This is a genomic window from Pseudooceanicola endophyticus, assembly GCF_018760365.1.
GTDB classification, from domain to species: Bacteria; Pseudomonadota; Alphaproteobacteria; order Rhodobacterales; family Rhodobacteraceae; genus Pseudooceanicola; species Pseudooceanicola endophyticus.
This window is the reverse complement of the sequence record NZ_JAHIAB010000002.1, coordinates 423,576-440,169: the sequence shown is the minus strand read 5'-3', so window position 1 is coordinate 440,169 and position 16,594 is coordinate 423,576. Positions and strand designations below refer to the sequence as shown.

General features: G+C 67.0%; 19 protein-coding genes. 1 reads left to right on the top strand and 18 read right to left on the bottom strand.

Annotated elements, in window-relative coordinates:
* Window positions 1–53: 53 nt before the first annotated feature.
* The gene (locus KM176_RS05645; protein WP_160890885.1) at window positions 54–2,630 is read right to left on the bottom strand and encodes a phage tail tape measure protein; all 2,577 of its coding nucleotides are present in this window, start codon (window positions 2,628–2,630) and stop codon (window positions 54–56) included.
* Between the two features lie 49 nt (window positions 2,631–2,679).
* On the opposite strand from KM176_RS05645, the gene KM176_RS05640 reads away from it, so the two are divergent.
* Window positions 2,680–2,895 carry a hypothetical protein gene (locus KM176_RS05640; RefSeq protein ID WP_160890886.1) on the top strand — a complete coding sequence of 72 codons (216 nt, stop codon included), beginning with the start codon at window positions 2,680–2,682 and terminating at the stop codon, window positions 2,893–2,895.
* A 146-nt stretch (window positions 2,896–3,041) separates the two neighbouring features.
* Here KM176_RS05640 and KM176_RS05635 read toward each other — a convergent pair whose 3' ends face one another.
* From KM176_RS05635 to KM176_RS05555, 17 genes are all read right to left on the bottom strand, one after another.
* Window positions 3,042–3,353, bottom strand: a complete 312-nt coding sequence (locus KM176_RS05635) for a hypothetical protein (protein ID WP_160890887.1) — start codon at window positions 3,351–3,353, stop codon at window positions 3,042–3,044.
* Window positions 3,354–3,366: 13 nt separating this feature from the next.
* Entirely contained in the window at window positions 3,367–3,873 is a 507-nt protein-coding gene (locus tag KM176_RS05630; RefSeq protein ID WP_160890888.1) for a phage major tail tube protein, read from the bottom strand.
* A 77-nt stretch (window positions 3,874–3,950) separates the two neighbouring features.
* Window positions 3,951–5,129, bottom strand: a complete 1,179-nt coding sequence (locus KM176_RS05625) for a phage tail sheath subtilisin-like domain-containing protein (protein ID WP_160890889.1) — start codon at window positions 5,127–5,129, stop codon at window positions 3,951–3,953.
* A gap of 114 nt (window positions 5,130–5,243) precedes the next feature.
* Complete coding sequence (locus KM176_RS05620; protein WP_160890890.1) at window positions 5,244–7,469, bottom strand: phage tail-collar fiber domain-containing protein; 2,226 nt, start codon at window positions 7,467–7,469, stop codon at window positions 5,244–5,246.
* A 9-nt stretch (window positions 7,470–7,478) separates the two neighbouring features.
* On the bottom strand, window positions 7,479–8,225 hold the full coding sequence (locus tag KM176_RS05615) for a phage tail protein I (protein ID WP_160890891.1): 747 nt from the start codon (window positions 8,223–8,225) through the stop codon (window positions 7,479–7,481).
* Window positions 8,218–9,174 carry a baseplate assembly protein gene (locus KM176_RS05610; RefSeq protein WP_160890892.1) on the bottom strand — a complete coding sequence of 319 codons (957 nt, stop codon included), beginning with the start codon at window positions 9,172–9,174 and terminating at the stop codon, window positions 8,218–8,220. The genes KM176_RS05615 and KM176_RS05610 overlap by 8 nt, the downstream gene beginning before the upstream one ends.
* Window positions 9,171–9,557, bottom strand: a complete 387-nt coding sequence (locus KM176_RS05605; protein WP_160890893.1) for a GPW/gp25 family protein — start codon at window positions 9,555–9,557, stop codon at window positions 9,171–9,173. Before KM176_RS05605 ends, KM176_RS05610 begins: the two co-directional genes overlap by 4 nt.
* A gap of 58 nt (window positions 9,558–9,615) precedes the next feature.
* On the bottom strand, window positions 9,616–10,200 hold the full coding sequence (locus KM176_RS05600) for a phage baseplate assembly protein V (RefSeq protein ID WP_160890894.1): 585 nt from the start codon (window positions 10,198–10,200) through the stop codon (window positions 9,616–9,618).
* Window positions 10,200–10,979 (bottom strand): hypothetical protein, encoded by a 780-nt coding sequence (locus KM176_RS05595; RefSeq protein ID WP_160890895.1) that lies wholly within the window; start codon window positions 10,977–10,979, stop codon window positions 10,200–10,202. The genes KM176_RS05600 and KM176_RS05595 overlap by 1 nt, the downstream gene beginning before the upstream one ends.
* Complete coding sequence (locus KM176_RS05590; RefSeq protein ID WP_160890896.1) at window positions 10,979–11,350, bottom strand: hypothetical protein; 372 nt, start codon at window positions 11,348–11,350, stop codon at window positions 10,979–10,981. The genes KM176_RS05595 and KM176_RS05590 overlap by 1 nt, the downstream gene beginning before the upstream one ends.
* Window positions 11,350–11,856: a hypothetical protein gene (locus KM176_RS05585; protein ID WP_160890897.1), complete on the bottom strand. Its 507-nt coding sequence runs from the start codon at window positions 11,854–11,856 to the stop codon at window positions 11,350–11,352. The genes KM176_RS05590 and KM176_RS05585 overlap by 1 nt, the downstream gene beginning before the upstream one ends.
* Window positions 11,857–11,978: 122 nt before the next feature.
* Window positions 11,979–12,971, bottom strand: coding sequence for a major capsid protein (locus KM176_RS05580; RefSeq protein WP_160890898.1), 993 nt, complete (start codon window positions 12,969–12,971; stop codon window positions 11,979–11,981).
* Window positions 12,972–12,985: 14 nt separating this feature from the next.
* Window positions 12,986–13,366, bottom strand: a complete 381-nt coding sequence (locus KM176_RS05575; RefSeq protein ID WP_160890899.1) for a head decoration protein — start codon at window positions 13,364–13,366, stop codon at window positions 12,986–12,988.
* 3 nt (window positions 13,367–13,369) lie between these two features.
* A complete protein-coding gene (locus KM176_RS05570; protein WP_160890900.1) occupies window positions 13,370–14,428 on the bottom strand; it encodes a head maturation protease, ClpP-related in 1,059 nt (352 codons plus the stop codon).
* 43 nt (window positions 14,429–14,471) lie between these two features.
* The gene (locus KM176_RS05565) at window positions 14,472–14,738 is read right to left on the bottom strand and encodes a hypothetical protein (protein WP_160890901.1); all 267 of its coding nucleotides are present in this window, start codon (window positions 14,736–14,738) and stop codon (window positions 14,472–14,474) included.
* Window positions 14,735–16,318 carry a phage portal protein gene (locus KM176_RS05560; RefSeq protein WP_160890902.1) on the bottom strand — a complete coding sequence of 528 codons (1,584 nt, stop codon included), beginning with the start codon at window positions 16,316–16,318 and terminating at the stop codon, window positions 14,735–14,737. The genes KM176_RS05565 and KM176_RS05560 overlap by 4 nt, the downstream gene beginning before the upstream one ends.
* A complete protein-coding gene (locus KM176_RS05555) occupies window positions 16,315–16,545 on the bottom strand; it encodes a hypothetical protein (protein WP_160890903.1) in 231 nt (76 codons plus the stop codon). Before KM176_RS05555 ends, KM176_RS05560 begins: the two co-directional genes overlap by 4 nt.
* Window positions 16,546–16,594 lie beyond the last annotated feature (49 nt).

The following is a 16,594-nucleotide window of genomic DNA, read 5'->3' as shown; positions in this document are numbered from 1 at the left end:
GGCGGGCAGAACGGCCCGCCGGGGTTCGTGTTGCTCTTCGACATGCTGTCCCCTCAGTCTGCAAAGCTGGCCTGCAGCGTGGCCGCCAGGCGGTCGCCCAGCCGGGTTTCCATCAGGTCCACGATGGCTTCGGGATCGCTGATCCCCGACGGCACCGTGATGTTGACCCTGTTGATTTCGATCCGAAGACCATCCGAGGGCCGCGTGGCAGCGGCCACTGGGGCGGCTGCGACCGAGGCGGCAACCGCCGCCGCGCCCGCCATGCGGATGCCCTGTACCGCCGCCTGCAGGCCCTGCAGCTGGCGATTCGTGGCGATGAAGCCAGAGCGGTTCGGGAAGTACAGTTCCGGCCCCCGCTCCCCCACCAGCAGGGGCCTCGGGCCGAAGGGGCCACCGCGCGCCCGCTGCTGCAGGGCGCCCGCGCTGTCACCCGCCACCCCGTCCCCCGGCGGCGCACCATGCACCGCGGTTACCGCGTCCTCGTATTTGCCCATCGCCCAGCCCAGCACCGGCATGTTGCGGAAGGTGTTGTCCATCTTCTCGCGGTTCTGCTGCCGGAATTCGGCCTGCGCCTCGGCCCCCTCGGGCAGGTTCCTCATCGCCAGGAAGGCCATGGCACCGGCACTGAACGCCCCCCACTTGATGGAATTCAGGCTGGCCTGCATGGCCTTGGACTTGCTCGCCACGGACCGTTCCAGGCGGGTCATCTGGTCGGTGGCATCGCGGCGGAACCCGGCAAACCGGGCCAGCCCGGGGGCAAAGTTCGGCAACAGCGCCGTGCCCCAGCGAAGCGGCGTGATCAGGCTGGACAGGGCGAACTTCGGCAGCTTCAGCAGCAGTCCGAAGGCGCGCCCGACGCCGCCGACCTCGCCCGCGACCAGGGCCGACCGCGCCCCCAGCCCCACCAGGCCAAAGCGCAGCACCGCCAGGGTGCCGATCAGCCCGGCGGCAGCGCTCATCAGGAGCCCGCCCGTGATCGCAAGCCCGGCAGTCGCTGCCGCGCCGGCCATGATGTAGCGGGTCAGGCCGGGATGTACCTTGGTCCATTCCGTCAGCCCGTCGATGATCGGCGCAATCCGATCCAGCAGGTCGTTCATGGGCGGGATCAGCACTTCGCCCAGGGTGATCCCGAGGCGGTCGACCTTGTTGTGCATCAGCTGCAGGTTGTTGGCGGTCGTCTCAGCCCGGACGGCATATTCCTGCGATGCGCTGCCCGCGAAATTGCTTTCCTTGGCCACCAGCCCGAGGGCCTGCCGCAGCAGATCGACGTTGCCGACCAGGGGGCCAAGCGCCCGCGCCTCATCCCCGAAGATGTCGCTGATGATGCTGGTGCGCATGTAGTCGGGCATCTTGTTGATGCGCATCAGCACGTCTTCCAGCGTGCCGGTGGCATCCTTCTGCATCCGCTTGGCGACCGTCACCGTGTTCAGACCCAGCTTCTGCATGGCGGCAGACTGGCGGTCGGTGGCGGAATTGCCCTTGGTCAGCGCCCGGCCCATGTTCAGGAAGGACGTGGCCGCCACATCCGCTTCCGCGCCGGCGGCGATCATGGCCGACCCGATGGCCAGGGTTTCGTCCGCCGAAAACCCGGCCTGCTGCCCCGCCGATCCGGCGCGGGTCATGAAGTCCAGCACCTTCGGCGCAGTGGACGCCATGTTGTTCGACAGGTGGTTGATCGCGTCGAAGACCTTGCCGGTATCGTCCAGCGACAGCCCCAGGGCGGTCTTGATGCTGGCCATGGCATCGCCGGATTTCTCGGCGCTGATGTCGAAGGCCACGCCCACCTTGGCGGCCATTTCCGCGAACTTCGTCAGTTCCTCGGTCTTCAGGCCGGACTGCCCGCCCGCCGCGACGATGGCCGCGATGCCCTCTGCCGCCATCGGGATGCGGCCCGACATCTTCAGGATGTCGTCGGACATCTTCGCAAGCCCATCCGGCGCGTCGAAGTTCACCACCTTCTTCACGTCCGCCATGGCGCTTTCGAAGTCCACGGCCTGCTTGATCGGATTGGACAGCGACGTGGCAATGCGCCGCCCGGTGCCAAGCGAGGCCATGCCGGTGAACGACAGGTTGGCAGAGGTTGCCAGCGTGCGTTCCATCCGCTGACGGCCCGCCGCGATCTTCTCCTGTGCCTGCGCCAGGCGTTCCATCTTCTGCATCTGGCGCCCGAAGGCGGTGGTGCCCTGATCCAGCGCTGCCGACAGCCGCGCCTGTTCCCCGGCCAGGTCGCGGGTCTTGACGCCTGCCTGTTCCAGCTGCGACTGCAGCCCGCGCAGGGTGGCGCGGTTCTGGCCGTGTTTCTGTTCCAGCCGGTCGGCGGCGCGGCGCGCGCTGTCGAATTCCCGGCGCAGGGCCTGCGTGGGGTTCGCGGTGGTGGTGATTTCCAGCTTCAGCTGGCGCACCCGTTCCCGGGCACGGTCCAGGGAGGCCGCGCTTTCGCGGGTCACGGCCTGCTGCTTGCGGAAATCCTCGATCAGCCGCAATGGCCCGCGCATCTGCTGCAGGCGGCCCATTTCGCTGCGCACGTCCTCGGCAAAGCGCCCGGTGACCGTGGCCATCTGTTTCAGCGCGCCGCTGTAGCGGTCCACCGCCTTGATGGTCAGCTGCGTTTCGATCCGCTTGGACACCATTTCCGGGCCTCATCTTGTCAGGGACTCGCGCAGGCCCCATGTCGAAGGCATGGAGATTTTCGCGATGGTCTTTGCCGTGATCATGATCGCTCTCGCCTGCGGCGCGGTCGCTCTGGTCTGGTTCGTGTCGGGCTGGCTTGGCGGGCTGGTCTTTGCCCTGATGCTGTTCGGGGTCTACCGGCTGGCGACCCGCGACAGCGGGCAGCCGCGCCCCTTGAAGCGCGACCGCCTGAACGCCTTTCAGCACCCCCTGTCGGATGACTGATCAGCCCTGCGGGTGATCCAGCTTCCAGACCTCTTGCGCCGCCTCCTGCCAGCGCAGGAAGGCCGGAACCTTCATGCGCAGGATCTCGGGCAGCGGGGTGCAGGTGGCGCGGGCCACGAAGGCGGCGGCGAAGCGCAGATCCTGCGCTAGGTCGCCGCCTCCCCCGCGTTTCCCACCCCGTCCTCTGCGGCACGCGCCACCTGCAGGGCGTTATAGGGGTCCAGCACCTGCTTGATGACGGCCCGGTAATCGCTTTCCTTCAGCCGCTTGAAGGTCGGGATACCGATCCCGGCCATGCCCGCCAGCAGGATGAACATCTGGTCGCGGGGCGTTTCGGCGTCCTCGACTTCGATGCTCAGGCCGATGTCGGGTTCCTCGAACACCAGGGCGGTGATTTCGGCGTCGGTGTCGGCGTCCTTGATCGGCGTCTTCAGGGGGACGCGCACAGGGAATTTCATGTCCTGCCCTCCCTCAGATCAGCAGTGCGTTAGCGATGTCGCCGGTCTGGCTGACCCCGCCCACGGAATAATCGAAATCGTCGATTTCGAAAATGTCCGCGCCGTCGATTTCCAGCTTGGCGTAGTTCACCGCCACGGTGCAGTCGGTTTCGGCCTTCTGCCCCGGCTGCCAGTCGCCCGCATCCGGCGCGATCAGCTGGCCGCGCACGTAATAGACCGCCGAATGGGTGGTGCCGTCTTCGTCCACATGGGCACCCGTCACCATGAAGGCGTGTTCGGTGCCCGCCTTGCCGGTCAGCAGCTTCAGCGTGGCCGGATCGAAGGCCGTGAGCTTGAAGGTCATGTCCCCGACCTCATAGCCCATCACCACCTGGCGTTCCTTGATCATGCCGCCGTTGCGGAATTTCTCGGTGGTGGCCTTGGGCAGCTGGATGCTGACCGAAGAGAATTGCCCCACCTTGATGTCTTCATCCGCCCAGAGGGCGCAGTTCCGCAGGATATATGCGGGGGTCGATTTCATGTCTCAGTCTCCTGATGCAAAAAGGGGCCGCGTGCTGCGGCCCCCCGTGTTCGTCATCTGCACCGGCCCGAAGGCCGTCATGCGGCGGCCAGGGCGTCCTTCGTCAGGTCCAGGTAGTAGTCGATATTGCGGTAGGCCATGAACCGGATGTCTTCCATCGGCGCGGGCGGTTCGAATTCCATCGACAGGGTGATCTTGCCGGCGGCCATGTCGGATGCCTCGTTCAGCGTGGTGTCGATCCAGACCTTGCCGCCGATGATCGCGCCCTGCGCCTTGAAGGTGCGCATGGCGGCGTTGCCGCTTTCCAGCATGAACTTCAGGTTGGCCTTGCTGAAGGGCTTGTCCACGAAGGCGAGGTACGCCTTTTGCATCGCCTCGTTGATGAAGTCGGCGGTGCGGCGCACCGCAAGGAACGCCCAGAGGCTTTCGGACCCGCAGCCCCGGTTGCCCCAGGTGATGTAACCGGAGCCCAGGTTGATGATCGTGCCGACGCAGTTTTCGTTCAGGTAGTCGGATTGCGTGCCGTAGGTGATTTCACGGGTCACGCCGCCGATGCCGTTGATGGCCTTGTTGGACAGCGAATGCCAGAAGCCCAGTTCGGTATCGACGCGTGCCTGCACCCCGGCGAAGCGGGCCGATGCGGGCCGGGCCACATAAGCGCTGGTCGCGGTGTCCCAGACCTTCACCTGTGGGTCGACAAGGTAGACCCGTTCGGAGCCGATCAGCGCCTGATAGGTCACCGCCTCGGCGTCGGTGGTGTCGGGGCCATCCACGAAGGCGACCGCCCCCAGCTCTTCCAGCACGCCCACCAGTTCCGCCACCACGGGGTTCAGCGTGGCGGGATCGGAGGGCGCGGAATAGCCCGGGAAGGCGATCAGCCGGGGCTTCATGCCCAGCACGGGCAGCGACTTCAGCAGCGCATGGACGCCGGTGCGGGCCGTGGCATCGCCCACCAGGTTCGACAGGGTTTCGGCGTCGTCCGCCCCCTCTTCCACCCGGATGACGATGGTATAGGGCGCGACCTGATCAAAGACATCATCCACGGCAGCTTTCAGCGTGCCGGTGTCCCCGAGGCTGGCCGCCAGCGTGGCATCGCCCGCCAGCAAAACGGGGGTGTTCAGCGGGAACGTGTCCGCGTCAGCATCGGGCGCGGTGCCCAGAAGACCCACGACCGCGGATTGCGACACCTGCACCAGGACGGGCGTTTCGCTCGTTTCCTGCAGCCGGGTGCCGTGGTGAAAGGACGTGAAAGCCATGAAGTACCTCAGAAGGTTGACCGGCCCGGCGCATGGGCCGGGTCAAAGGGGGATTGCAGAAGGGAAGGAACCCCGCCCCGATCCACCAGGTCGGGATCAGGACGGGATCAGCGATCAGGTCCAGGTCGAAAGCCCCGCCCGGACCCAGGTATTCGCGGCAACGCAAAGATAGAGATACGCCCCGTCGCTCGCCATTTCGGAGGGCTGACCGTCATCGGTGGCAGAGGTGGGCGGGGTGTCCCGCCACATGGCGGCCTGAATGGCCTCCCCGTCGGAGGTGGCGGCCCCGATGCGGCGCAGATCGTCCACCACATAGCTGGCCCCCGGCGTCAGCGCGGAAGGATAGCTGGCATCGTTGAAATACGCCGCCAACTGAAGCGGAAACCAGCCATTGGACTCGCTTCCGGCGTATTTCGCCCAAAGCTGGTCACTGTCCTTTTCCCCCGGCGCCTGATCCTTTCTCATGTAGAGCGACCCAGCCGGGGCGCTCACCGCCCCCACCGGCGAACCGCTGCCGGAAAGGATGCGGGGGCTGTCCTCGTATACACCGACCGTCAGCCCGGTGGTCACCATGTTCAGGCCGGCCAGCTTGTTGTTGTAGCAGAAGACCTTGTTGGCAGCCTCGGTCGCGATATCCATCGTGGTGTCCTGCGGCGCGGCCACCACGATGGGGCCGGTCACTGCCGCCCCCACCGTCAGGTCGGTGCCGATGGCCGCGACCTCGCGCATCTTCAGATCGACTGCACCGACACCGTTGAAGACGAAGGTCTTGCCGTCCCCGGCAGAGACATCGCAATCAAAGCTCAGACCATCCGGTGCGATCAGCCTGTCGGTGTAGGTCGTGCCGTCATAGATGCTCATGGTGCGGGCGTTGACTTCCACCGCCGTCTGATCCGCCGCAAAGGAATTCATCATCAACCCCGAGAAGGTCAGCAGGTTGACCCAGCCGGTGATCCGCACGGTCGGCTCAGACGTCGCATAGGCCGCATCGGTGGTGGCGTGCAGCAGCAGCGAATAGAAATGCAGCCGGCGGATGGCGTTCATCGCAATGGGCGTGCCGCCATCGCGCACCCGCGATCCGTTGTGACGGATGTCCATGCCGACGTGACGGGCATAGACGACCCTCATGCTGTAGAAGTTGCACAGGTTCGTGGCGTCCCCGATGCCCCAGCTGTCGATCACCACCGCCGGGGCCTTGCTGTCCGCATCGCCGCCGCCCCGGCTTTCGACGTTGTAGAAGTCGCATTCCCGGATGAAGGACGGATTGTCGTCGCCGTCGCTGTCCACGCCGTTGTTGTAGCCGAAATGGAAATGCGTGCCCTGCAGCTGCTCGACATAGACCGACCGCCACTGCATCCGGTCATTGCGCCCGACACAGCGGAACCCGTGCTGCACCACCCCGGTCCGCGACGAGCGCACAGAGAAATCGGCCAGCGTCACCCCGGCATTGTCATTGCCGATATTCAGTTCATCGGACTGGTTGCCGCTGCCGACAAAGCTGGTTTCGGTGATGCTCATGAACCAGCCGGAATAGCCGTCCATCGGTTCGAAGATGGTGTTGCGCCGCCCGGACCCGAGGAAGGAAATCGGCTTGGTCACCTTCAGTTCCGCGCCGTAGCGATAGGCCCCGGCCCCGGCGGTGACCTGCAGGATCGCCCGCTGCGCCTCGGTTGCGGCAATCGCGGCCTGCAGCGCCCCCGCATCGTCGGTTTCCCCGTCGCCCAGGGCCCCGCAGGCCGCCGCGTTGATGACCCCGTTGATCGGCACGACATAGAGGCCGACACCGCCGGCGGTGGTCACATGGGCGTCTTCCGCCCCCTCTGCCGCCTCGCGATAGAGAAAGCCCCCCTTGGCCGCCCAGGTCGCGCCCTCGCCGCGCCGGGCCTCCTGACTTTTCAGCAGGCTGTCGGGCGAGAGGTATTCCGTGCCTTCGGCATCCGGCTTGACGATCACCAGCCCCTCGGCCACCCGGCTGAAGTTCAGAACGTGGTCGATCAGGTAAGCGATGGCGCCGGTCTGGCGGGGCACGACATCGGCCCCCGCCCAGACGGAAATCAGGTCGCCGTCCTGATCGAAAAAGCCGATCTCGCGGACATAGGCGGCGGCAGTGTCCACGCCGAATTCCGCCCGCACGCGCCAGGAATTGGGGGCCAGCAGCTCGCTCTGATAGACCGCCACGCGGGCAACTTCGTTCTGCAACGCGCTCTGGTCATTGCTCGGGTCATAGGTCGCACCGCCCCCGTCGCCGACCGCAATATGGGTGATGACGACCGCAGAGCCGGACCCGGCGGCCAGGTTGATCTTCTGTTCTGCCACATCCGTCAGGAGGGTGGTGGGCATGGGATTTCCTCACTCGATGTCATGGGTTTCGCGGCTGATGGCAGCCTGTGAAATCGCGGCTCTGGTGGTGATGGCGGCGCTGCTGGTGCCGCTGGCGGGCATCGGGGACAGCACTGCCGTCATGCGATGCTGCGCCCGCGCACCGGCCCGCAGCTGCAGGTCGCTTTGGGGGATGTCGGTGCGCGGCGTCGGAGCCAGCTTGCGCCGGTCCAGGCCGCTTGATTGCTGCCCGGCGCGCAGGGCGACGCCGGTTCGGTAGGTTTCGCCCAGGCGGAAGACCAGCTTGCGCGACACCGGCGCGGCGCGCTGCAGGACGGCGGTCATGGCCTTGACCATGCGATTGTCCAGCCGGTCTTCGCTGCCGTCATAGAAGCTGGCGTTGACGAAGGCGGTGACGCGGAAACTGCCCGCGACCAGTCCGGCGTCAACGCCGCCGGGCTGCCACCATTCCAGCAGGTCCACATCCACGTCGAAGGCCGCCAGCGCGTGGCGGATCGCATGGGGCGTGCCCTTGTATCTGTGCACCTCGGCGCTGGCCGCGATCACGGATCGCTTGACCTCTTCCGACCAGTCGGCGTCCCACACGTCCACCGACTCTTCCCAGGCCAGGTGATCCAGATAGGCCACGCTGACCGACTGCGGGTCCTTCGTGATCATCGACGTGGGCAGCGCGAACAGCCGTTCTTCCAGCAGGTCCAGCGCCTTCACCAGATCGGACGCGGTCACCGGCAACAGGCTGCGGGGGGTGTCAGACATCGCGCCATCCCCCGGTGATCGACTGCAGGGTGATGGTGATGCTGTCGCAATAGGCGGCCTCAAAGGGTCCGACCTCGACACTGGCGGCGGGGGAAATCACGTCAACGTCCACCACGCCCGAGACATTCAGCGCCGCCGCCAGGGACGCGCGGTAGAGTTTCCGGCCGATCCTGATCCGGCCCGCCGCGAAGGCTTCGACAGCGGCCTGCGCGGCGTCCTGCACCGCCGATGCGGCCTCGGGGCTGGTGACGTATAGCACCGCCTCGACCGAATAGGTGACGGGCGTTGCCGAAATCACCGTCAGCTTGTCCGCGACGGGTCGGCGGGTGTCCACGGTGCAGTTGTCATAGACCGCCTGCAGCAGATCCGCGTCCGCCGTGCCGTCGCCCTCGGAGGACAGGATGACCATCTTGGGTTCGGCAGGCGGGATCGCGGGGTCCAGCCCGTGGTTCGGGCCGTAAACGGCCACATCCACCACCCTGTCGTCCGCATCCAGCGCCCAATAGACATAGGACCCTTCCGTGCCGTGGGGCGACCAGGCTTCGATCACCAGCTGGATGCGGGCGCGGAACGTCGCATCGCTTTCCATCACCGGATTGTCCGCGTCGCTGTCGTCCAGCACCTTTCGCACCACGCCCCGGTTGGCGCCGATCTGGTCCAGGTCATCGCCCGTCGCCGTCGCCAGGAAGACCGACCGCACCGCCTGATTGATGCGGTTTTCCATGTAAAGTTCGCGCGCGGCGGCGGCTTCGTTCAGATAGCGCATGGGGCTGGCCGCGATGTTGCGCGCCAGGGCCATGACCTCGGCCACCTTGGCGGCGTCGAAGACCTCGGCCAGCTGCGCTTCCAGTTCGGTCAGGCGGGCTTCCAGGATCGCGTCGAAATCCAGCGCGACAATGGCGCTCGGGTCCGGCAGCGCGGCCAGATCAAGGGCGGAATAACGGCTCATGCGGTGCTCCAGACATCGGCCCCGGTCGCCTGCACCTTCACGGTGCGGGTGTCGTCGGAAACGGTGGACATGTCGCCCAGGTGGGCATTCGGCAGGTAGGCCCCGGTCAGGGTCATGGTGAACTGGCCCTGCGCATTCGCTTCAAGGGCCACGTCCGTCAGCTCGAAGCGCGGTTCCCAGACGTCGATGGCCTCGGCCACGGCGACGTAAAGGGCCAGCACGTTGGCGCTGTTCATCGGGGCGTCGATCAGCTGCGGCACGCCCGATCCGAATTCGCGCCTGAAGACGCGGGTGTTCAGCCGGGTGCGCATCAGGGTCTGCAGGCTCTGGACGACATGCGCCCAGCCCGTGACGGTGCCGCCCGTCTGGGGGTCAAGGTCCATGGGATGCCTCGGGGTTTGGAAGGGGCACCGGCGCGCCCCACGCGCGCCGGTCTGCAGATCACTCGGGCGTGCCGGTCGAAGACGGCCCCGCCGTGATCCCGCCGTGGGTGTGGGTGTCGCCCACGTTGGTGCCGTTATGGGTCAGCGAACCGCCCTCGGCGGCGACGTTGCCGCGCAGGGTGATCGTGGCCGCGTCCAGGGTGATCGCGTCGGGGTCCAGGGTCAGGGTGGCAGCCCCGACCGTCACCACCGCTTGCGACCCGCCGCCGGTGATGGTGATGCTGGCCCCGCCGACCGAAGCGAGGATGAAGGCATCCCCCGCCCCCGAGGGACGGCCATTCGCATCCGAATTCAGGCTGCCCTGAATGGTCGCATCCACCAGGTCGCCGCTTTCGCTGAACAGCCGCACCTGCTGACCAACGGACGGCGGCGTGTGGGTCTTCATCGCCCCCGCCGCAGCCTCTTCCCAGGGGATCCAGCCGGTCAGGAAAGGGCTGTCCCCGTCCTGCAGCTGCACCCGCGCCAGCCCGTTCGCAGGATCGACCGCCACGATAACGCCGGTGCGGGTCTGGCCGCGCAACCGGCGTTCCAGATCCGCGACCCGGCGGCGCAAATCGTCAATGATCGTGACCAGCCGCGACATCAGGACACCGGCACCGCAGCGCCCGAGGGATCGGACAGGGTGACATCGCGCGCCACGCCGCCGAAGGTGTAAAGCTGCAGCGCCTCGGCATCGGCCACCGGCATCGCCAGCAGCTGTTCCGCCGCCGGATAGGCGCCCTCGGAGGCGTCCGCCAGCGCCATCTGGAACAGCACCAGCTGCGGCACCGCCTCGGCTTCCATCAGCGCCAGGAAGCGGCCCCAGGGGCCTTCGGGGTCCATCGGCTGGCCGGGACGCGGATCGGCAAAGACCTCGACCCGCAGGCGGGTCTGACCGGCGGCCAGGCGCACCTGATCTGCGGCGCTGGACGAACGGACATGATGCTTGCCCGCATAGGACAGCACGAAGCCCCGGAAGACATCGGCCCAAGGGTTGTCCGGGTCCGACAGCACCCGGCCCAGCTGCCATTCCAGCACGTCCAGGACAGCTTCGAAATGCGCATCGGTGGCGGGGAAGCCTTCCATGATCTCGGACGCGCCGGTGTCGCGGTTCGTCTGCGTCATGGTCATGGCAACGCCGGTGTTGAAGAGGATGTCCACCACCCCGTTGCCCCGCAGGCCCGCCTGCCCCAGATCATCGGCCTTCGCCGCGTCGGTATAGACCGCGATGAAGGGCCTTTGCTGATCCGTCTGCAGCCCGCCCTTGGCCGTGTGATCGAAGGCGGAAATCTGGCTGTCCAGCACGTTGTCCCCGACCAGCGTTCCGCCGGCCTTCAGGGCTTTGATCGCCGCGATCCGCAGCGCCATCATGGTCAGGGACATCAGTTCGCCTCCCCCAGGTCACAGATCAGCCGCAGGTGCGACCGATCATCCACCGCCAGCACGTCGAAGACCGGCTGGCCCTCGCGATCCAGCGCCACCACCTTGTCGCCCTTGCGCGGCAGAACGTCCGGCCAGGCGCTGCGGTCGATCCGCAGCACCCCGCCGTCCGCCATCACGCCCACGCGCCGCCCCGAGGTGCCCGCGTAGTTCGGGCGCTCTTCGTCCCGCGCGCCGGTGCGCAGGATCGCGGCAAATTCCGCCGGGCTGCGCGTGGTGTCGGGCGCGCCCTTCGCCAGCGGCAGATGGCGGATGGTCTCGGACCACAGGTCATCCACTTCGGCCTTCAGTTCATCGCGCAGGCTGGCGTCCATCAGACACCTGCCTTGGCGGCGTCCTGTGCCTCAGCAAGGGCGGTTGCCGCGTCGTCCAGCTGGTCCTTCAGCGCCTGCCATTCCGGCGTGTCCTCGGACAGGGTTTCCATCTGCGCCGTGATGGCGTCATAGGCCGCCTGCGCCGCCTCGACCGTCAGCGGGTCGGTGGTGCCTTCGCCCGTGTCGCCCATGTTCAGACTGGCCTGCGCCGGATCGGTGACGGCATCGGCGGTGGCCTTTTTATCGGTGACATTGGCAGCGGCAGCCTTACCGGCGGCAGCCTTGGCAGTGGCCTTCTTGCTGGTGGTCTTGGCACTGGTCTTCTCCGTGGTCACGGGCGCGCTGGACACCACCGCAAAGCCGTTGTCGATCATCTGCGCCGCATAGGTCGCGGGCAGCTGCACGGGGGCCCCGATCTTCATCCGGCGGTCCGCCGTCTCGCCCAGGACGGACGCGGGCACGGGCGTTGCGCTCTTGAACGCCACCCAGATTTTCTTTTCGGCCATGTGGCCCCCCTTTCTCTGTCACGACTGCAGGCCGATCCGGGCACGCGCCCGGACGGGGCCGAAGTCGAAGGCCCGGCAGGGGTGCTGCCGGGCCTTGCATCGGGTCGGTGACCGGATGTGGATCAGATGGTGACTTCGCGCAGGACACCGGGCCGGGTGCAGAGCGAAATCGCGTTCATCTGGCTGTCCAGGTGACGGCCCTTGCCGTTCGCCATCGGGTACTGGTTCGCGTAGCGCGGCAGGCCGATGGTGTTCACCGTCTCTTCCAGGTCCGCCGGGGCGAAGCGGGTGATGAACAGTTCCGGCACGCCCTTGGGGACGATGCGGGCCTTGTTCGCGGCGATGAAGGGCGCGCCGCCATTGGCCGCCGTGGCCTTCTTGCCGGTGCGGTAGCGTTCCCAGGTGATTTGCCCGAAATTGAAGACATCGGGCGCGCCATCGCGCAGCGTGCCCCCGGCCTGCGCCAGGTAGGTTTCGCGCACCTCGGGCTGATCCCACAGGAAGGCATGGAATTCGTCACCACAGAAGGCGTGAGTGCCGGAATAGGCCGCATCCAGTTCGTCTTCCATCGGGATGATGACGTTGCTCTTGATGGCGCTCGCCAGCTTCGACACGTCGCCGTCCAGCCCCAGAGACACCGCCGCCGGCACCGCGATGCCGAAACGGTCATAGAGGTTGTGCAGCACCTTGCCCTTGCCTGACAGCACGATGCCCTTGATCGCGCCGACGCGCTGGTGTTCCAGCGTGGCGTCCAGGCGGATCGCGTGGCGCCCCAGCTTGCTGTCGATCCGGGTCTGCACCGTTTCCATCTGGTCGGTGCTGCCCAGCAGGCGCACGCCCTGCACTTCGTCGGCGCGCACGGTATCGTTGATTTCGAAGTGATCCACCTTGAAGGGGATCAGGTTGCGTTCGTCATCGCCAACCGTGGTGCCCGGCCCGCCGCGTTCGGTCGGTTCGATGATCGACAGACTGCCGTTCTGCTCTTCCACCATGACGATGGTGGTATCCACGCCCTCTTCGTGGAAGATGCCGGTGGCCCCCACCTGCCCCGGCACGAAGGGCTGGTTGTTCAGGGTCGCGGTCAGCGCGATCAGGCCGAAATTATCCCACAACATGCTGCTTTTCTCCTTCAGCGCGCGCGGATGCCGGCAGCGGTCAGCTGCGCCAGCTTGGCATCCGTCTTGGTTTCGTCATCCACGGTTGCGTCGAAGGTCAGCATCCCCACCTTCACTTCGGCATCCGCATCCACCACCAGCGCGTCCACGTCCGCGTCGGTGGCATCGACCGCATAGGCCAGCACGGCCAGGGCGGTTTCCGCGCCTTCCTTGCCGACCGTCTCGGCCTCGGGCGAAACCACGTAAAGATCCGAGGCCGTGACCTTGCCCAGCACCGTGCCCGGAGCCAGCTCGCCTTCACCGGCGGCGATGGTGATCGTGTTGAACGACCGCGTGCCCGCCGCGTGCGACAGCAGGAACGACAGATTGCGGGTCATCATGGTGACCTTTTCCATGGGTTACGCTCCCTTGTTGCGGGCGGCGTAGATGCCGCGCATGTCGATGGTGGCCTGCGGCTTCGGCGCGGGCTTGCCGCCCGGCTGCGCCAGGGACTGCGTGCGGCGCTGCTGGTAGAGTTCCGCGGTCGTGCTGCCGCCCTGCCCGTCCGGGTCCGGCGTGCCCTCGGGCGGGGTGTCCTCTGGGGTGCCTGCATCCCCGGCGGCGGCTTCCATCACCGCCACGGCCTCTTCCAGGGGCATGTCGGTGTCGAAGGCCAGGTGCGCGGCCAGCGTGGCCCGCCCGGCGGCGGCCTTGTGGCCGGTGATGGCCTTGATGCGCGCCTTCACGTCCGCGCTGGTCGGGCCGCCGGGCGGCGTGCCCTGCGGCGCATTCTTTCCGTCCATGGTCGGGGTCTCCTGTGCATGGGTCTTGGGTTTGGCGGCGGGGGCCGCAGGGTCCGCCAGCGCCTTGAAGGACCACTTTTCCTTGCGGGCCGTGGTCTTCAGGTGCTTGGGGGCTTGCGCATAGGCGCGGTAATCGAAGGCGGCGACGGCCTTGGCCTTGCCGCTTTCGGTGTCGGTGGCAAAGCCGCGCTCTACGGCCTCGGCCCCGGTCATCCAGAGTTCCGCCTTCATGTCCTCGCGGATCGCGGCGGCGTCCTCGCCGGTCTGTTCGGCGTAGATGTCCGCCATCAGATCGGCCAGCTTATGCAGCTGTTCGGTCGATTTCTCATGATCGCCGGCATTGCCCCAGGTCATCATCGCCGGGTCATGGATCATCATCAGCGCGCCGGTGCGCATGGTGATCGTGTCGCCCGCCATGGCGATGATCGAGGCCGAAGACGCCGCGATGGCATCGACCACCACCGCCACGTCGCCGCGATGGGCCTGCAGGGCGTTGTAGATCGCGATCCCGTCGTCGGTATATCCGCCGCCCGAGTTGATGCGCACGGTGATGTCGGTATCCCGCCCGACCTCGGCCAGCGCGGTGATGACCTCCGATGACGTGAAACCGTCGCCCCAGAAGTCGTCGCCCACGACCCCGTAAAGCAACAGCTCACCATCCACCAAAATTCCCATGGTGCTGTCTCCTGATTGTCTGGAAAGGGTCCGGCCCGGCGGATCAGCCGAACCGGAAGCGCTTGGCGTAGCGGCTGCGGCGCGCGCCGCTCGCGCGGTCACATTCCGCCTGATAGTGCTTGATCAGCTTCGACAGCCGGGCGTCATTGGCGTTCTGGAAGGTGACTTCCTCGCCGTCGATCTTCACCGTCTGGCGGATGCCGCCGGTGCCCAGCTTCAGCTGCATCTTGCGCAGCGCCGTCACCACGTCGCAGGGGCGGCTGATGTCGATCAGGTCCGACCCGATGCGCACGGTGTTGGTGATCGTCATGGCAGGGGTTCCGTCTGGATGACCGGCGCATCCTCGCGCGCGGCATAGGGCGAGGCCATGCCGGCATCGACATAGCGGCGGTGTTCGCGCTGGCGCTCTTCAAAGAGGCTGTCCGGGTCGGTGCCCAGATCGCCGGTTTCGATGGCGATGGAGCTGGTGCCGTTGCCCAGCCGTTCGGTGGCCGCCCGCGCGCTCTTGTAGTCGTCCGCCGTGGGCTTCGCCGGGCCTTGCCAGTTCGCCCCCACCACGCTGCCGCGCTGTGCCAGGAAGGCGGCATAGCCTCCCTTGAAGGGGATGCGGCCTTCGCCAATCTCTTCATCCAGCCACTGTTCATAGGTCATCTGGCACATGGGCGCAGCGATGCGTTCGCGCCGCCGCATGACCACAGACCAGATGGAGGCGTTTTCCATCCGCACGCTGGAATAGGTCGATTGCGTGTGGTCCATGGTCAGCCCGCCGTAGGTGATGCCGATGGTGCGCGCCATGTCCCGCGCCAGGCTGCCCGAGAACGGCAGGAAATCCTTGCCCGGCACGTTCGCGGTCTTCAGGCTCAGGTCTTCGCCCGGCCCCAGGTGCGACACCTGCGGATCGGCTCCGACCGACACCCGGCTGTCCGCCGCGCGATCCAACTGCGCCCCGAGATACCCCATGTATTCGGCGGCAATCGTCTTGCCGCCCTCGCCTGCCTCGCGCAGCGCTTCCAGCGCCTCGAAGGCATCCTGGCTGGGGGCTTCGCTGGTCAGCGTGATGGCGAAGACCGTCTGCAGGATCGCCATTTGCAGCGTGGCGTCGTCCAGCATTTCCGCCTGAATGTGCTTGCGGAAGGCCGGGGCCAGCAGGGAAATCCCGCGCACGTCCTCGCTGTCCATCGGGTCGAAGATATGCATCACCAGGGGCCGCCCCTCGGAGTCGAAGGCCGGGAAGTCCTCGGCCCGTTCCAGCCCCGCAGGCCCGGTGCGGAAGCGGTAGGACATCACCCGCCCGTTTTCGTCATGCTGGACGCCCTGGAACAGCCCCGCCGGGGCGTTGGTGTCCTGCACCAGGCGATGCGGCGGCACCAGGCGCAGCTTGGTGCCCGTGGTGACCCCGTAGCGGCGGCGCGTGGCCGCGTCGAAGAAATCGAAGACGCCGGTGGCCTCGCCATAGGCGATGTGCCAGCGCAGCCCGATGTCGACCAGCTGCGGCCCGGTCAGCTTGCCGTTCATCGATACCTCGGACGCGCTGTTCCAGTAGCGCCGCCAGCGTTTCTTGACCGTGCGGATGAAGGCGGTTTCCTCTTCCCCCGACCAGCCCAGGGGCTGCAGATCCGGCTGCGGCGAAAGCGTCAGCCCGACGCCTACCGTATCGGCCAGCACCTGATCCGTGGCCCCCTTCAGGCGGCCCGAATTCTGGATAAGATCCATGGCAAGCCCGGCGGCGCGTTCCCAACTGCGTCGCACGTCCTCTTCGTGGCGCGTCAGGGGGGCGATGCGGGACGCGATCACCCCCGACTTGGTGTCGCGCAGATAGCGCGCCACAGGCCGCGCCGCCTGCCGCGCCACCAGGGGCGTGCCGTCCGGCTTGATCAGTCCACTGTTCATGCGATCACCACGCTTTCCGCCCCACCGTCGAAGGACACGGCCAATTCGAAGGCCCCGCCCGCATCCAGCGCCGCCCTTAGGCGCTCGGACATGCGCACCCGGACCAGCGCCGCCGACCAGGGCGGGATGCCCTCGCGCTGAAACTGCCGGTCTACGCCGTCCAGGTAGCCGTCCACGGCCCCGAGGATCGCCGCCACGAAGGCCGCGCCGACCTCCTGCGTGTCCACGTCAATGTCTGCCGGTCTCAGCGGCACCAGGTCGCCCATGGCATCCCCC

Coding starts and splice junctions, on each gene's coding strand:
- KM176_RS05600 (WP_160890894.1), bottom strand. CDS start 10,200: ATGTCGCGGCTGGTCACGATCATTGACGATTTGCGCCGCCGGGTCGCG.
- KM176_RS05585 (WP_160890897.1), bottom strand. CDS start 11,856: ATGGCCGAAAAGAAAATCTGGGTGGCGTTCAAGAGCGCAACGCCCGTG.
- KM176_RS05575 (WP_160890899.1), bottom strand. CDS start 13,366: ATGGAAAAGGTCACCATGATGACCCGCAATCTGTCGTTCCTGCTGTCG.
- KM176_RS05570 (WP_160890900.1), bottom strand. CDS start 14,428: ATGGGAATTTTGGTGGATGGTGAGCTGTTGCTTTACGGGGTCGTGGGC.
- KM176_RS05595 (WP_160890895.1), bottom strand. CDS start 10,979: ATGTCCCTGACCATGATGGCGCTGCGGATCGCGGCGATCAAAGCCCTG.
- KM176_RS05605 (WP_160890893.1), bottom strand. CDS start 9,557: ATGGACCTTGACCCCCAGACGGGCGGCACCGTCACGGGCTGGGCGCAT.
- KM176_RS05610 (WP_160890892.1), bottom strand. CDS start 9,174: ATGAGCCGTTATTCCGCCCTTGATCTGGCCGCGCTGCCGGACCCGAGC.
- KM176_RS05615 (WP_160890891.1), bottom strand. CDS start 8,225: ATGTCTGACACCCCCCGCAGCCTGTTGCCGGTGACCGCGTCCGATCTG.
- KM176_RS05645 (WP_160890885.1), bottom strand. CDS start 2,630: ATGGTGTCCAAGCGGATCGAAACGCAGCTGACCATCAAGGCGGTGGAC.
- KM176_RS05620 (WP_160890890.1), bottom strand. CDS start 7,469: ATGCCCACCACCCTCCTGACGGATGTGGCAGAACAGAAGATCAACCTG.
- KM176_RS05565 (WP_160890901.1), bottom strand. CDS start 14,738: ATGACGATCACCAACACCGTGCGCATCGGGTCGGACCTGATCGACATC.
- KM176_RS05625 (WP_160890889.1), bottom strand. CDS start 5,129: ATGGCTTTCACGTCCTTTCACCACGGCACCCGGCTGCAGGAAACGAGC.
- KM176_RS05640 (WP_160890886.1), top strand. CDS start 2,680: ATGGAGATTTTCGCGATGGTCTTTGCCGTGATCATGATCGCTCTCGCC.
- KM176_RS05635 (WP_160890887.1), bottom strand. CDS start 3,353: ATGAAATTCCCTGTGCGCGTCCCCCTGAAGACGCCGATCAAGGACGCC.
- KM176_RS05560 (WP_160890902.1), bottom strand. CDS start 16,318: ATGAACAGTGGACTGATCAAGCCGGACGGCACGCCCCTGGTGGCGCGG.
- KM176_RS05630 (WP_160890888.1), bottom strand. CDS start 3,873: ATGAAATCGACCCCCGCATATATCCTGCGGAACTGCGCCCTCTGGGCG.
- KM176_RS05580 (WP_160890898.1), bottom strand. CDS start 12,971: ATGTTGTGGGATAATTTCGGCCTGATCGCGCTGACCGCGACCCTGAAC.
- KM176_RS05590 (WP_160890896.1), bottom strand. CDS start 11,350: ATGGACGCCAGCCTGCGCGATGAACTGAAGGCCGAAGTGGATGACCTG.